The organism is Paraburkholderia sp. Cy-641 (assembly GCF_011752945.1).
Classification (GTDB): Bacteria; Pseudomonadota; Gammaproteobacteria; order Burkholderiales; family Burkholderiaceae; genus Paraburkholderia.
Genome location: NZ_VWWM01000077.1, coordinates 15,986 through 30,788, shown reverse-complemented (window position 1 = coordinate 30,788; position 14,803 = coordinate 15,986). Strand labels below are relative to the sequence as shown.

The 14,803-nt window shown below is 61.6% G+C and carries 10 protein-coding genes and 3 pseudogenes; 4 read left to right on the top strand and 9 right to left on the bottom strand.

Annotated features, from left to right (window positions below; genetic code table 11):
• Window positions 1-82, bottom strand: a pseudogene (locus F3J20_RS32320) (IS5/IS1182 family transposase); the annotation flags it as partial.
• Between the two features lie 126 nt (window positions 83-208).
• Between F3J20_RS32320 and F3J20_RS28915 the strand changes: the two are divergent.
• From F3J20_RS28915 to F3J20_RS28905, 3 genes are read left to right on the top strand one after another with little or no spacing between them, the layout of a single operon-like run.
• The gene (locus F3J20_RS28915; protein ID WP_167285556.1) at window positions 209-931 is read left to right on the top strand and encodes a gluconate 2-dehydrogenase subunit 3 family protein; all 723 of its coding nucleotides are present in this window, start codon (window positions 209-211) and stop codon (window positions 929-931) included.
• Between the two features lie 3 nt (window positions 932-934).
• Entirely contained in the window at window positions 935-2,710 is a 1,776-nt protein-coding gene (locus tag F3J20_RS28910) for a GMC family oxidoreductase (RefSeq protein ID WP_167285555.1), read from the top strand.
• 17 nt (window positions 2,711-2,727) lie between these two features.
• A complete protein-coding gene (locus F3J20_RS28905; protein ID WP_167285554.1) occupies window positions 2,728-4,059 on the top strand; it encodes a cytochrome c in 1,332 nt (443 codons plus the stop codon).
• A 258-nt stretch (window positions 4,060-4,317) separates the two neighbouring features.
• Here the strand turns inward: F3J20_RS28905 and F3J20_RS28900 are convergent, their stop codons facing one another.
• The 8 genes and pseudogenes from F3J20_RS28900 to F3J20_RS28865 form a co-directional block, all read right to left on the bottom strand.
• A complete protein-coding gene (locus F3J20_RS28900; protein ID WP_240162947.1) occupies window positions 4,318-5,205 on the bottom strand; it encodes an IclR family transcriptional regulator in 888 nt (295 codons plus the stop codon).
• Window positions 5,206-5,280: 75 nt separating this feature from the next.
• A complete protein-coding gene (locus tag F3J20_RS28895) occupies window positions 5,281-6,813 on the bottom strand; it encodes an AMP-binding protein (RefSeq protein WP_167285553.1) in 1,533 nt (510 codons plus the stop codon).
• Window positions 6,814-6,872: 59 nt separating this feature from the next.
• Window positions 6,873-8,657 carry an ABC transporter permease subunit gene (locus tag F3J20_RS28890; protein ID WP_167285552.1) on the bottom strand — a complete coding sequence of 595 codons (1,785 nt, stop codon included), beginning with the start codon at window positions 8,655-8,657 and terminating at the stop codon, window positions 6,873-6,875.
• 48 nt (window positions 8,658-8,705) lie between these two features.
• The gene (locus F3J20_RS28885; protein ID WP_167048168.1) at window positions 8,706-9,767 is read right to left on the bottom strand and encodes an ABC transporter ATP-binding protein; all 1,062 of its coding nucleotides are present in this window, start codon (window positions 9,765-9,767) and stop codon (window positions 8,706-8,708) included.
• Between the two features lie 35 nt (window positions 9,768-9,802).
• On the bottom strand, window positions 9,803-10,864 hold the full coding sequence (locus F3J20_RS28880) for an ABC transporter substrate-binding protein (protein WP_167285551.1): 1,062 nt from the start codon (window positions 10,862-10,864) through the stop codon (window positions 9,803-9,805).
• Window positions 10,865-10,952: 88 nt separating this feature from the next.
• Window positions 10,953-11,714, bottom strand: a complete 762-nt coding sequence (locus F3J20_RS28875; protein ID WP_167285550.1) for an enoyl-CoA hydratase/isomerase family protein — start codon at window positions 11,712-11,714, stop codon at window positions 10,953-10,955.
• A gap of 480 nt (window positions 11,715-12,194) precedes the next feature.
• Window positions 12,195-12,305: pseudogene (locus F3J20_RS32315) on the bottom strand (IS5/IS1182 family transposase); the annotation flags it as partial.
• A gap of 291 nt (window positions 12,306-12,596) precedes the next feature.
• On the bottom strand, window positions 12,597-14,135 hold the full coding sequence (locus F3J20_RS28865) for a carboxylesterase family protein (RefSeq protein ID WP_167285549.1): 1,539 nt from the start codon (window positions 14,133-14,135) through the stop codon (window positions 12,597-12,599).
• Between the two features lie 161 nt (window positions 14,136-14,296).
• Between F3J20_RS28865 and F3J20_RS28860 the strand changes: the two are divergent.
• Window positions 14,297-14,779, top strand: a pseudogene (locus F3J20_RS28860) (IS6 family transposase); the annotation flags it as partial.
• Between the last annotated feature and the right edge of the window lie 24 nt (window positions 14,780-14,803).

Here is a 14,803-nt window from a genome sequence, read left to right as displayed (position 1 = left end):
CGCTCATCAGGACGAGGTACGGAGCGGCAAAGCTCCACTCCTCGTCCGATACATCTGTTGGGTACGGTTTGCGTTCTGGCATTGCGCCAGGTTACCAGGTTTGGCACAAAGTGCCTAACACGCTCTAAGGGAAAGGGAGTATTGAAACGTTATCTCGGATCACCTCTTATAATGAGGCCCGCAGATAAGTCACAACAGAGAAAACTCCATGTCCGACCAACAGGAACCACGCCGTCGCTTTTTGCGGCAGGTGCTGGCCGTCGTACCCGCCGCGACGGTCGCTTCAGGTGCAACTTTTACTCAAAGTGCCTGCAGCAGTAACGCGACACCCGCCACCGAGAACACCGTAGAGTACCAGCCTACTTACTTCACCGCGGCAGAATGGAAATTTTTGCATGCTGCGGTGGACCGGCTGATTCCCGACGATGAACATGGCCCAGGTGCCGTGAAGGCCGGTGTGCCCGAGTACATCGATCGCCAGATGGAAATGCCGTATGGCCACGGCAAGCTCTGGTACATGCAAGGGCCTTTTCATCCCGATGCCGTGCCCGAAATGGGCTATCAGATCAATCTCGCGCCGCGCGACGTCTATCGTCATGGCATCGCGGCCTGCGACGAGTACTGCGTGAAGCAGCACGGCGGCAAGACCTTTGCTGAACTCGACGTGGCGACGCGCGAAGCGGTGCTTCAGGATATGGAGCACGGCAAACTCGCGTTTGAAACTGTTCCTGCACGCACGTTCTTTTCATTCCTGCTCGGCAATACCAAGGAAGGTTTCCTCTCCGACCCGATCTACGGCGGCAATAAGGATATGGCCGGCTGGAAGATGGTCGGTTTCCCGGGCGCGCGCGCGGATTTCATGGATTGGATCGATCAGCCGGGTGCGAAGTATCCGTATGGTCCGGTATCGATTAACGGCAGGCGGGGGTAAGCAGTGGCAATCAGGAAGAACAAGGTCGATTGCGTGATCGTAGGTTTCGGCTGGACCGGCGCGATTCTCGCGCAGGAACTTACGGACGCGGGACTCGACGTGGTCGCGCTCGAGCGCGGCGCGATGCGCGATACGCCAACCGATGCGAACTATCCGAAAGTGATCGACGAGCTCAAGTATGGCGTGCGCGGCGCGTTGTTCCAGGATCTGTCGTCGGAAACGGTGACCATTCGCCACGGCGTGGATGATCTCGCGGTGCCGTACCGTCAACACGGCTCGTTTCTGCTCGGTAACGGCGTGGGCGGCGCGGGCTTTCACTGGAACGGCATGCATTACCGGATGCTGCCTGAAGAACTGCAATTGCGTACGCGTTATGAAGAGCGCTACGGCAAGAAGTTCATTCCAGAAGGCATGCAGGTTCAGGATTTCGGCGTGACCTATGACGAGATGGAACCGTTCTTCGATTTTGCGGAGAAGGTATTCGGCACGTCCGGCAAGGCCGGTAATCTCAACGGCAACATCCAGGCCGGCGGTAATCCGCTCGAAGGCAGCCGTCGCAACGATTTCCCCACGCCGCCGCTGAAGAACGGCCTCGGCGCGTCGCTGTTCGAAAAGGCCGCGCGCGAAGTGGGCTTCCATCCGTATCCCGCGCCTGCGGCGAATGCGTCGACCCCGTACACGAATCCGTACGGTGTGCGTCTTGGACCGTGCAACTTCTGCGGCTTCTGCGAAGACTTCGGCTGCTATATGTACTCGAAGGCATCGCCCCAAACGACCATTTTGCCGGTGCTGCTCAAGAAGCCTAACTTCGAGCTTCGCGCGAACTCGTATGTCACGAAAGTCATGCTTTCGCCCGACAGGAAGCGCGCGACGGGTGTCACCTACATCGATGCGCAAGGCCGCGAAGTCGAACAGCCCGCGGACATGGTCATCGTCGCCGCGTTCCAGATGCACAACGTGCGCCTGCTGCTGCTCTCGGGCATCGGCAAACCCTACGATCCGAAGACCGGCGAGGGGGTAGTGGGGCGCAACTACGCCTATCAGATGAACGGCGGCATCAACGTGCTGCTGCCGAAGGGCACGCAACTCAATCCGTTTATCGGCAGCGGCGCGGGCGGCGTGGGCATGGACGACTTCAATGGCGACCAGTTCGACCACGGTCCGCTCGGCTTTGTCGGCGGCGCGAGCGTTCGTCATATCCGCACGGGCGGCCGTCCAATCAAGCAGGCGGCGACCGTGCCCGGCACGCCGACCTGGGGCAGCGGCTGGAAGGCCGGTATTTCCGACGCTTACCAGCGCTATATGAGCATCGGTATTTCGGGTTCGGTGATGCCGTATCGCGACGCTTATCTCGATCTCGATCCGACCTATCGGGACGCTCACGGTCTGCCGCTTCTGCGCATGACGTTCGACTGGCACGACAACGAATACGCCATGCTCGGCTATATCGGCACGCGCATGGAAGAAGTTGCGAAGGCGATGAACCCGGAGAAGTACTTCCGCGCGATCCGCAAGAAGGGGCAGCACTACGACACGCGCGTGTACCAGTCCACGCATACCACCGGCGGCGCGGTGATGGGCAGCTCGCCGGCGACGAGCGTCGTGAACAAGTATCTGCAAAGCTGGGATGTGCCGAACGTGTTCGTGATGGGCGCTTCCGCGTTCCCGCAGAACATGGGCTACAACCCGACCGGTATCGTCGCGGCCCTCGCGTTTCACTCGGCCAAGGCCATTCGCGAGCAATACCTGAAGAACCCGGCTCCGCTGGTCCAGGCATAAGGGAGACGGCAAGCATCATGAGAAAAATTACGTTTGCCATCGCTTCTGCTGTCGTCTTTTCGGCTGCGAGCGCCGGCGTCTTCGCACAATCATCCGCGACGGCATCTCCATCCGCATCGGCCGATACGGACGCGCAGCTGATTCAAAAGGGCCGCTACCTCGCGGCCGCGGGCGACTGCATTGCCTGCCACACGGCAAAGGGCGGCAAGCCGTTCGCGGGCGGCCTCGGCATTGCATCGCCGATCGGCACGATCTACTCGACCAACATCACGCCCGACAAGTCGACCGGCATCGGCAACTACACCTTCGATGACTTCGACCGCGCCGTGCGCCACGGCATCGCGAAGGACGGTTCGACGCTGTATCCCGCCATGCCGTACGTTTCGTATGCGAAGGTCAAGCCCTCGGACGTGAAGGCGCTCTACGCGTATTTCATGCATGGCGTCGAGCCGGTTTCGCAAGGCAACCGCGCGTCCGATATTCCGTGGCCGCTGTCGATGCGCTGGCCGCTGCGCTTCTGGCGCATGGCGTTCGCACCGGAAGCCGTCAGCGACGACAGCCCGCTGCCGAACGACCCGATCGCGCGCGGCCGCTACCTCGTGGAAGGCCTCGCGCACTGCAGCGCATGTCATACGCCCCGCGGCTACGGCCTCGAGGAGAAGTCGCTGACCGATGACGGCAAGCTGTTTCTCTCCGGGGGCGTGGTCGATGGCTACCTCGCGAAGAATCTGCGTGGCGACCGCAAGGACGGTTTGGGCAACTGGAGCGCAGCCGATATCGTTGCGTTCCTGAAGAGCGGCCGCACGGCGCACTCGGCGGCGTTTGGCGGTATGGCGGATGTCGTGCAGGACAGCACACAGCATCTGGGCGACCAGGATCTCGCCGCCATTGCCGCTTACCTCAAGACGCTGGCTCCCGTCGACGCATCCGGCAGCACGCTCTCGCCCGATGCAACCGCGGCAAATGCACTGCGCGCCGGCACGGACCATAGCAACGGCGCGCTGACCTTCGTGGACAACTGCGCGGCGTGCCATCGCACGAGCGGCAGCGGTTACGAGAGCACGTTTCCGACGTTGGCGCTTTCGACGGTCGTGAACACGGACGATCCGACTTCGCTGATTCATATCGTGCTGCAAGGCGGCGAGATGCCGTGGACCAAGGCCGGCCCCACGCACTACGCGATGCCGGGGTTCGCCACGCGGTTGACGGATCGCGACGTAGCGGACGTGCTGACTTTCGTGCGATCCAGTTGGGGCAACCATGCTTCGCCCGTGACGTCCGAGCAGGTCGCCAAGGTGCGCAAGTCGTCCGGGTCTGCTTCTCAGCCTGCACGCGCTGAAAATCCGTAGCGTTTGGCGTTCGCGCTTGCGTGTGGGGTTTATTGGCAGGGTAGCTGGTGTTCCGTTTCGTTGTTGACCGATCTATGCTCGCTTGGCATGTTGAGGTCAACGGAACGGGACACCAGTTGCTTTAGACGATTTGAGAAGGCTCGTGCGGTAAGGTTGGTGCGTTGGAGTGGGATGGTGAGCCTTGTAAGGCTCGGGCAATCCTGTCAGGGGCGGCTGCGGGTGTTAGGCTAATTACAGCGATCAACGTAACCCCACCCCCTACACCTGCTCCACCCGCCGGCGAGTCGATATCGCGGAAGCCGTCGAAATCACCAGATCCGCAAATCGCTTCTCGTCGCGATCCGCCTGCCAGCGCGAACGCGCCACGGCGATATTGACCGCACCGATCCCCCGGCCATGCGCGTTGGTCACGGCCGCCGCCGTGGAGATATCCGCGACAAAGTACTCGTCTTCCGTATGCGCATAACCCTGCTTGCGAATCTGCGTCAAACGCTCCTTGATCTTGCGCGGCTGATACACGGTGGACGACGTGAACGCAACGAGATTCGTGCGCGAGAGGATGTCGTCGACCTCGCCGTCCTGCAAGGTCGCGAGAATCGCGAGACCGGGCGCCGTGCAGTAGGCCGGCAGCCGCGAGCCGGTAATCACGTGAGCATTGAATACGTTGCGGCTGACGATGCGCAGCACGAACACGATATCGGTGTCGTCGAGCACCGTCAGGTTGGTCGCTTCTTCCGTCTCCGAGCCGAGTTGCTGGAGATACGGCGTCGCGCGGCTCACCAGTTCGTTCGAAATCAGATAGTGGTACGTAAAGTCCACCAGTTTCGGCGACAATTCGTATTTGCGGCTGTCCGGGTCTTTGAGCAGGTAGCCGAGCGCCGCGAGCGTGAACGTGAAGCGCTGCGTCGCGCTCATGTCGAAACCGGTTAGCGCGGCGATTTCGGAAAGCGACAGTTGTCGCTTGCTGCCGTCGAACGCGGTCAGCACCTTCATCGCCTTTTCGACGGATTGCACGTACAGTGACGATTCGCTCGGGTCGTCCACTTTTGGGGCGCCACGTGCGGTGCCGGACGTGGCGCTGGATGCGGCACGTTTGCGCGCGGGTTTGGGCTGGGCAGGACTCACGATCGGTAACCGGTGTTGCATGACGCTCCTATTATTGTATACCGCTATCATGCTATCTGATAGCGATAAGTTTGCTTTTCTCCCGCTCCGCACGCGTCAATGCCGCAGACGGTCCCACGCGTCGTCCACCTCGCGCGACAGCAGGTGCTTGCGAATGCGCTCGCTCGCAGTCAGCTCGAACTGCGCGACCGCGCGGTAATAGCGCGGCAACTGAAAACTCGCGAGCCGTTCGCTGGCCCATGCATGCAGCGACTCCCATGGCACCGCGTGGTCCTTGAACTGCACGTTCAGCAGAATGTCCTGTTCGCCGACGGACGATGCCACTCCGATTGCTGCGCTCGCCCGCACCGCCGGATGCGCCGCGAAAATCCGCTCGATTTCCCATGCCGATACGTTCTCGCCGCGCACCCGCATGCTGTCCGTGCGTCGTCCGATGAAGAACAGGTCGCCGTCCGCATCGCGGCGCGCGTGGTCGCCGGTATGCAGCTTGCCGTCGCGCAACGCGCTGTGTGTCGCCTCGTCGTTCTTCAGATACATCGGCAGCAGCGCGCCTTCCACCTTGCTGGTCAGCACGATTTCGCCCGGTTCGCCGGGCGCGACCGCGCGCCCCTGGTCGTCGAGCAGTTCGAGATCGAACCACGGCAGCGCCTGGCCGATCGAACCGGGCTTGCCGGTAGAGTTGAGCGTCGCGAAGCTCGAGCATTCGGTCATGCCGTAGCACTCGCGCAACCGCACGCCGAAGCGTTGTTCGATCGCCTGCCACGCCGATGCCGCGATGCCCGCGCCCCATGCGACGCGTAGCGTGTGGTCGTGGGGCTCGCTGCCTGGCGGCAGTTGCATCAGGATATCGAGCATGCCGCCGAGATAATGCAACTGCGTCGCGCCCGCGCGCGCGACTTGCGGCCAGAACTGCGAGGCCGAAAAACGCGCCACGACATGCAGGCTCACCGGCAGCAGGAACGGCACGAGCAGCATCTGCGCACCGCCGATGTGGCACAGCGGCTCCCACATGAAGAGCCGGTCGCTCGCACGCACGTCGGCCACGCGCAATACGGCTTCGCTCGCAATACGCATCATCCGGTGCGTGAAGACAACGCCTTTGGGTGCGCCCGTCGTGCCCGACGTATAGATGATGCAGAGCGGATCGTGAATGCCGATGGCGGGTGTCGCAAGCGAGCGCGGCGCGGCCGCGCCGTCGAACGAGGGTAGCCGCACACGGCGCGCGCCCGTGTAATCGAGGTTCGCGCTGAGCGCGTCGAACTCGGCATCGATCACAAAGAGTTTCGGCTCCGCGTGCTGCAACACGTATTCGAGGCCTGCCGCGCGCAGCCGCGTATTCACCGGCACCCACACGATGCCGCTAAGCATCAGCGCGTAGATCAGATAGATGTGTTCGGCGGAGTTGCCGAGCATCACGGCCACGCGGTCGCCTTGCACGACACCCTGTTCGCCGAACCATGCCTGCCATTGCGCAATATGCGCGACCGCCTCGCCGCAAGTGATCGCGCGCTCGTCGAATTGAAGGAACGTGCGGAGCGGATCGGCGCTGAGACCGGCCACGAGCAGCGGCACGCAATCGAGTTCGTCGTCGGGATGACGATGTGGAAAATAGTTCGGATAGCGATGCATGTGTTGTCGTTCTGGAAAACCGAAAAGCAGCGGGAAATAAACGTGTCAGCGTGAATCTGTCAGCGCGCGCGGCGCTTGAACCATGAAGACACCGCGATCACCAGCGCGATCAGCACGACCAGTGTGGTCGAGACCGCCGCGAGCGTCGGCGTGATCGCCAGTTGAATGTCGTCCCACATCTGCTTGGGCAGCGTGGTATTGATGCCGCCGCTCACGAAGATCGCGATGGTCAGGTCGTCGAACGACACGAGGAAGGCGAACAGAAACGCCGCCGTGACGCTCGCCATCAGCAGCGGCAGCAGCACGGTGCGAATGCGTTGCAATGGCGAGGCGCCCATCACGCGCGCGGCATCGTCGAGCCGCCAGTCGAAACGCTGGAAGCCGGCGGCGAGCGTGACCACTACGTAGGGAATCGCCAGCACCGTATGACCGATGATGAGGCCGGTATTAGTGCCCGTCAGGCCGAAGCGGCTCAGCAGATACAGCAGCCCGACCGCGACCACGATGCGCGGCACGATCAGCGGTGCGACGAGCAGCGCGAAGAGCGGCTTGGTCGCGCGTTGCGGCAGGCGCGTCATCGCAAGCGTCGCGCCGAAACCAAGCGCGAGCGAGAGTACCGCCGTGCCGAAGCCGACTTCGAACGAGCGGATCGTCGCGCTTTGCCACACGGGCGAACCGAGGAACGAGCCGAACCAGCGCAGGCTGAAAAGCTTTGGCGGAAACGCAATGAAGTCGCTCTTCGTGAACGCATACGGCATCACGGAGAGTACCGGCACCACCAGCACGATCAGGATCGCCATCGTGAAGAGGCCGAGCGGGCTGAACACGCGCACGCCGTCGGTGGGCGGCTGCAATCCGCCGCGGCGCCGCACGAGCGGCGCAAAGAGCCGGCCCGCCGACATCAGCACCGCGAGCCGCAGGCCCTGCGCGCGCGAGCCGCGTTGTTTCTCGCTGACTTCGCCGGTCAGCGAGGTCAGGCCAACCACCCGGTCATAGACGAGGAAGATCGCGATCGAGCAGATCAGCAGTACTGTCGACAGCGCGCCCGCGAAGTGCATGTCGAACAGTTCGAGTACCGAAGAGATCACCAGTTGCGCGATCATCGTTTCGCGCGGCGAACCGAGCAACGTGGGCACGATAAAAAAGCCAAGGCTGGAAATGAACACCAGCAGTCCCGCCGCCGCGATGCCTGGAGACGACAGCGGCAGAAACACCGTGAAAAAGCTCGTGCTGCGTTCCGCGCCAAGCGTTTCGGCGGCCTGTGCGAGACGATCGTCGATGCCGCGCATGACCGGCAGCATCGTCATCACGGCGAGCGGCAGCATCGAATGCACCATGCCGATCAGCACGCCGGTCAGCGACGGAATCGTGCCGTTGGTCTCGCGGACCAGACCGAGTGCGAGCGCAAGAGTCGAGAGCACGCCCGTCTTCGATAGCAGCAGCATCCATGCGTAGGTCTTGACGAGATAGCTGGTCCAGAACGGCAGCATGATCCACAGCAGCCAGCGCTCGCGCACGCGATTCGACACGCGGCTCAGCAGATACGCGACCGGATAGCCGAGCACGATCGAAAACGCGGCGGTGAGAAACGAGATCGCGAACGTGATCCACAACACTTTCGCGTAGACCGGTGTGCGCGCGATGCGCTCGAACTGGGCGAAGCCGATCGAGCCGTCGCTCGACACGAGCCCGCCTTGCAGGATCTCGCCCGCCGGCACGATGAAAAACACCAGCAGGAACAGCAGCGTCGGCACCGCCGGCAGAATGCGCAGCGATGCCGCGAGCCATGCGCCGCGGCGGCCCGAAGCGTCGGCTGGACGGTTCGCGCGTAGAGCGAGAGTCATGAAAAGTCCTTGGCGGCGAAGAGGTCTCGACCGTATATCAGGCCTATATCAGGCGTGCAGTAGCGTCGTGCGATAGGGGTCCCACGTGAGCCCGACCGTGTCGCCCACGCGCGGGCTCAGCGTACGTGCGCAGCGCGCGGTCAGTTCGCTGCCGTCGGGCAGCGACAGTTGCACATGCGTATCGCTGCCGAAGAACACCACGTCGTCGATGCGGCCATCGACGAAGCCGCGGCTCGGTTCGACCAGCTCCAGTGCCTCGGGACGCAGCAGCAGCGTGTGCCGCGCCGCGGCCGCGACCTGCGTCGTGCGCGGTAACGGAATGCGTGCGCCGGCCGCCAGCAGGATCGGCTCGCCGCTGGCCCCGGTGTCATGCGCGAGCGCGCCTTCCAGCAGGTTCGAATGACCGATGAAGCCGGCTGCGAAGCGCGTCGAGGGCCGGTCGTACAGGTCCGCGGGCGTACCGATCTGTTCGATCTTCGCGTTGTTCATCAGGCAGATGCGATCCGAGAGCGTGAGTGCTTCGTCCTGGTCGTGCGTGACATAGACGAAGGTTGCGCCCAACTCCTTGTGCAGACGACGGATCTCGGCCTGCATATGCTCGCGCAATTTCTTGTCGAGCGCGCCGAGCGGCTCGTCGAGCAGAATCACCGAGGGCCGGTAGGCGAAGCAGCGGGCGAGCGCGATGCGTTGCTGTTGCCCGCCGGAGAGCTCCTTCGGAAAGCGTTTGCCGAACTCGCTCATGCGTACCATCGCGAGCGCACCGTCGACGGCCTCGCGCACTGCGTCGCGCGACTTGCTACGCATGCGCAGGCCGTACGCGACGTTGTCCCATACGCTCATGTGCGGAAACAGCGCATAGCTCTGGAACACCATGCCGATGCCGCGCTTGCCTGGCTCGACGCGCGTGACATCGCGCCCGTCGATCTCGATGCGGCCCGCGCTCGGCGCGACGAGCCCCGAGATCATCTGCAGGAGCGTCGTCTTGCCGGAGCCCGACGGCCCCAGCAGCGTCAGAAACTCGCCCGTTTGCACGGTGAGATCGGTCGGCTCCAGCGCGACGGTTTCGCCGTAACGCTTCGCGAGCCCGATCGCTTCCAGTTTTGCGCTCATGCCAATGCCTCGCGTTTAGTGCGTCATTTAATGCGTCAGGAAATGATCCACGAGTTGAAGCGCTCGGTGACTTTCTGGCGATTGGCCTGCCACCATTGCGGGCTAGGCAGCTTCATCGTCTTGATGTTGTCGGGCGCGGTCGGCAGGAGCGGGGCGCGCTGCGCGGGAATCGATTCGAATGACTTACGATTGGTCGGACCGTACGCGAGCGTTTGCGTGAGCACGGCCTGGCGTTTTGCATCCGCGCAGAAACGCACGAACTGCTTGGCCATTTCCGCGTGCGGCGTGCCTTTCGGAATGCCCCAGCCCTCGATCGAATAGAGGCCCTGATTCCAGACGATCGTCACCGGCGCGCCGGCGTCCTTCGCGGATTGTGCGCGGCCATTCCATAGCGAGATCATGTCGACGTCGCCGCTCTGGATCGCCTGCATCGATTGCGCGCCCGAGGTCCACCAGATCGCGATATGCGGCTTGATCCTGTCGAGACTTTTGAACGCGCGATCGACGTCGAGCGGATAGAGCTTGTCGAGCGGCACGCCGTCGGCGAGCAGCGCCTGTTCGAGCGTGTCGAGCGGACTGCGGCGCAGGCAGCGGCGGCCGGGAAATTTCTTCACGTCCCAGAAGTCGGCCCAGGATTTCGGGCCGTTGTCCTTGAACTTGTCGGCGCGATACGCGAGCACGGTCGAATACACGTCGACGCCGAGCCAGTCAGGCGTAATCGCCTCGGGCATGACGTCGGGGAAGTCCGAGGCCTTCAGGCCGATCGGTTCCATCAGACCTTTTGCTTCGAGGTACGGAATATCGGCGGACAGCGTCAGCGTGGTCACGTCCCACACGTAGTTGTTCGTCTTCACCATCGCTTCGAATTGCGCGACCGGCTGCGATTCGCGCGCCACGCTCACGACCTTGATGCCCGTCGCCTTTTCGAACGGATCGTAGAACGCCTGGCGGTAAGCCGTGGTGTACGGGCCGCCCGGATCGGACACGACAATCTGTTTGTCGTCGGCGCGCACCAGCGCGGGCAGCGTGCCGGCGAGCGCGAGTGCGCCGGCTCCTTGCAACATCCGGCGCCGTTTTTCGTTGAAGTTCTGCGTCATGGCTAAGGTCTCCCGTTCGCTGGCTGGGTCGGTTGGGTACTGGGTGATGTGGGTGGCGAGCGCGGCTTGCCTGCCGCGCCGGATGGCTTTACTTCGCGCGCTTGCGGAAGAACTCTTCCATCATGCGGGCGGGTTCGCCCGAGTCGTAAGCCTCGCGCTGAATGCGAATGCCCGCTTCGATGCAGTCCTGGAAGCCCGGCTCGGTCATTTCGCGGAAGCGCTGCTTGTCGAGGCGCATCGCGACCGGCGGTTTGGCGGCGAGTTCGGTGGCGATCTCCAGCGCCTTTTCGAATACTTTGTCCTGCGCGACGAGGTGATGAATGAGGCCGATGTGCCGGCACTCTTCCGCATCCATCAGACGGCCCGTGAGCGTCAGCTCGATGGTGCGCGACATGCCGAGCATCGCGTTCATGATCCAGGGGCCCGTCGTGCTGGCGATTCCCGCGTTGATTTCCGGCTGCCCCATCCGCACACCCGGATGGCCGACGCGGATGTCGCCCAGCAGTGCGACCTGGAATGCGGAACCGGCGGCCGTGCCGTTGAGCGCCATCACCAGCGGCTTTTTCAGCCCGCGCAGCACGGCGTAATAGCGCTGCCACTCCTTGACCCATTCGACCGCGCGCGCGCCGTCGAAATCGTGCGCTTCCGACAGATCCTGCCCCGCCGAGAACGCGCGATCGCCGGCGCCCGTCATGATGATCGCGGCGACGTTGTCGTCGTCGTCGAAGCGCTCGAGTGCTTCGATGATCGCGTTGCGCATCGGCGTGGTCCACGCGTTCAGCTTGTCGGGACGATTCAGCGTAATGACCGCGACGCGGCCGTGATTGGACAACAGGATATCTTCGCTCATTTGTTATTACATAGTAATAGTTAATGGGTGTATTGCAATATAGGTGGGTCAAAAACAGGATGCAAGTAGCAATTGGCCTCATCTACTCCGGTTTTCACGCGGCGTTTACCCCAAGTCGTTTACCCCAGGTTCGGCGGATATGTGTTGTGATGTTTTCGTTGCCGTAGCGTTGATGCGGCGATGGCGGTTTGCAGAGGTTGCCCGGTGGCGGGCGGGAGAGGGCGGAATTCTGGCGCTGGTCTTGCTGTGCGAAGCTTAGGCGAGACCTGTATTGTTGCGAGCCGGCCAAGGCGCTCGGGCCGCGCGGCATGGCGTGATGAGGATCAATGGAGCAGCGACGGCGTTAGTCGTGAGCGAAGGGTTGAGGCAGATCATCAATTTCACGGCCGTTATCGAAAGCGACTGTGGCTTGACGAGCATGGCGAAGTCAGTCGGCGAAAGTCGCTTGCGTGAAATAACGTGTCGTTAGAGCGTGTTAGGCACCGCAAGCAACTGGCCCAATGTATCTACCGCGATGCGGACTTTGCTGCCGCGTTTGCGTTTATAGCCGTCGTAACCGGCGCGAGGCACACTCTCGCAGGTCGATTGCAACATGCCCGAAGTGCCTAACGCGCTCTAACGAGAACGGCATTCCAACCAGCGCGCCGACCCACCGGTTTCACGTCGCCGAATCCTCTTCGCCGCCCAGGCGGTCCGCGATTTCCGCGCCCACGCCGCTCAGCATGCAAGGGGGCACTCCCCCGTCACAAACGGCTTATCGGTCGGTGAAGCATCGCAGCTGTGAGCGACGGCTTCAATTCGTCCGCGGTAAGCAGGGGGGATTACTTTTCGTTGGATATGGAGAGGCGCGCGTCCGTAAGCGCGCGCCGGATCCAGGGGGATTCAGAAGAGCCCGATCGATCCTCCGTTCCTCAACCATGCGCGAAACGCCTGCCGGTGCGCTTGTTCCAGCAGCGGGGTGACGGTTTGGCGATCGCCAAACAACATGAAGTTCCCGGTGTTGAGTTGTGGCCAGCGCAACAGGCCCGCACCGTTTGGGTTGCCGGTTTTGATGAAGTTAACCCAATATGCCTGCATCACATGCGAGATCGTTCGATCCTTGTCGGTAAACGGGCGGTTTCCAACGTCCAGGGTGGCGAACACGTAAGGAATTTCGCTACTATGGAATGTACCAAATCGCGCTGCTCGCGGTCCGGGTTCAGGGTGGACGAATCGGTAGCCGTAAGCGGGTGCAGCATGCTCGGACCGGCCTTCCGACCACGCAACTACGGCTGCAGTTGACGAATCTGCAAGCAATTCGCGAACCTTCGCGGATGCATCCGCATCATTGCCGACAGGATAGAGCAAAGAAAATTGACTGGCCTGAGATTGATAGCGCTCGTCGAGAAATCGCTGATAAGCTTCTTTAGTTTCTATCATCCAGGCGGGACTAAATGCGCTTGCTTCATCTTGATTGGAACCTAACAGAACGGGTACATTAGAACGCTCAAGTTTTTCCCGAAAAGGGATACCTCCTGCGTCTGCAGGTTGAAAACGTGCGCCCTTCCCCAATCGAGGGTCGGTTTGCAAGGCCACCAACTTGTCGGTCGGCACCTCTCGCAGTGCTTTTACATCGGCAGCATTAGCCAATTCTGCAAGCTTCAAGCCCAAGTCATCGGCATTCGCTTTCGGAACCAACTCAGTGTCCGACCACGAGTTGCTCTCGGCGATAGCTCCTGAAAAGAGACCCTCCGCAGACGGTGCCGCCAGGAGATGATGCACGGAGATCGCACCCGCTGACTGGCCCTGGGCGGTAACCCGAGATGGATCGCCGCCAAAACGCGTAATGTTGGACTTCACCCATCGAAGTGCTGCGACCTGATCCATCAATCCAAAAACGCCCGCGCCATCGTTCTCTGCATCAAGAGAAGGATGTGCGAGGAACCCGAACAGTCCTAAGCGATAGTTTATCGAGACGACAACCACGCCTTGACGGGCCAATTGATCCCCGCGATAAAGAGGGACTTCGCCCGATCCTTGAGCAAATCCACCTCCATGGATCCAAACCACCACAGGCAGATTAGCCCGCGCGTTCAACTTCGGTGTCCAGACATTCAGATAAAGGCAGTCCTCGCTAAATGGCGGGTCAGATAGATACTCCGCCGTCCAGGGAATGGCATCTGACGGCTTCCGCTGCGGTTGCGCGCAACTAGACGCAAATTTCGTTGCATCACGCACCCCCTGCCATGACGCAGGCGGGCGTGGCGAATGCCACCTCAGTTCGCCAACCGGAGGTGCAGCATAGGGTATCCCTTTGAAAACGGATACTCCCTGATTTGTTTCGCCACGCAACGCGCCATTGTCAATCTTTACCATGGTAGCGCCCGAAGCAGCCTGAACTGCCATCGCACACGCAAATATTGCGATCATCCTTTTAGGCATCACATCTCCTCCTTTTGAAAGTATTGGCTTGCTTCTCGCCGCGTCTGTGGTGCAATTCCGATGCGCTGATCTGTTACCCTCAACCTTTTGATGATCACGAGCCGATGAGCAAGCTGAAAGACATCGACGGGTTGTTCAATTGACGTCATTTCGACCGCGAAGTGATCATCCTTTGCGTGCGGTAGTACTTGCGCTACAAGCTGAGCTTTCGAGATCTCGCGGAAATGATGGCGGAACGCGGTCTTTCCCTGGTCCGCACGACGATCATGCGCTGGGTGAAGCGCTACACGCCGGAGTTCGTCAAACGCTGGAATCGGTTCGCCGTAGCGGCCGGTCAGTCGTGGCGCGTTGACGAAACCCGTGTCAGGGTCCGTGGCAAATGGACCTATCTTTAGCGCGCAGTTGACCGAGCGGGAAAGACGATCGATTTCCGCCTCCGTACCAGGCGCGATGTGGCTGCCGCCAAGGTGTTCTTTGTGAAGGCGATCAAAACTCAAGGGCGTGCTCCTGCGACGATTGCCCTGGACGGCTGCGCGGCATCGCATCGAGTCGTCCGCGAAATGAAGACCGACGAGTCACTGCCCCGACGAACGAAATTGCGGTCCTCGAAATACCTGAACAATCTGATAGAGCAAGATATCCGGGAGACGGCCGGCTTCTCACCCGCC

What these genes read in the sequence shown, in the direction of transcription:
- F3J20_RS28915 (WP_167285556.1), top strand. Translation starts at nt 209, where the DNA reads ATGTCCGACCAACAGGAACCACGCCGTCGCTTTTTGCGGCAGGTGCTG.
- F3J20_RS28905 (WP_167285554.1), top strand. Translation starts at nt 2,728, where the DNA reads ATGAGAAAAATTACGTTTGCCATCGCTTCTGCTGTCGTCTTTTCGGCT.
- F3J20_RS28900 (WP_240162947.1), bottom strand. Translation starts at nt 5,205, where the DNA reads ATGCAACACCGGTTACCGATCGTGAGTCCTGCCCAGCCCAAACCCGCG.
- F3J20_RS28895 (WP_167285553.1), bottom strand. Translation starts at nt 6,813, where the DNA reads ATGCATCGCTATCCGAACTATTTTCCACATCGTCATCCCGACGACGAA.
- F3J20_RS28890 (WP_167285552.1), bottom strand. Translation starts at nt 8,657, where the DNA reads ATGACTCTCGCTCTACGCGCGAACCGTCCAGCCGACGCTTCGGGCCGC.
- F3J20_RS28885 (WP_167048168.1), bottom strand. Translation starts at nt 9,767, where the DNA reads ATGAGCGCAAAACTGGAAGCGATCGGGCTCGCGAAGCGTTACGGCGAA.
- F3J20_RS28880 (WP_167285551.1), bottom strand. Translation starts at nt 10,864, where the DNA reads ATGACGCAGAACTTCAACGAAAAACGGCGCCGGATGTTGCAAGGAGCC.
- F3J20_RS28875 (WP_167285550.1), bottom strand. Translation starts at nt 11,714, where the DNA reads ATGAGCGAAGATATCCTGTTGTCCAATCACGGCCGCGTCGCGGTCATT.
- F3J20_RS28865 (WP_167285549.1), bottom strand. Translation starts at nt 14,135, where the DNA reads ATGCCTAAAAGGATGATCGCAATATTTGCGTGTGCGATGGCAGTTCAG.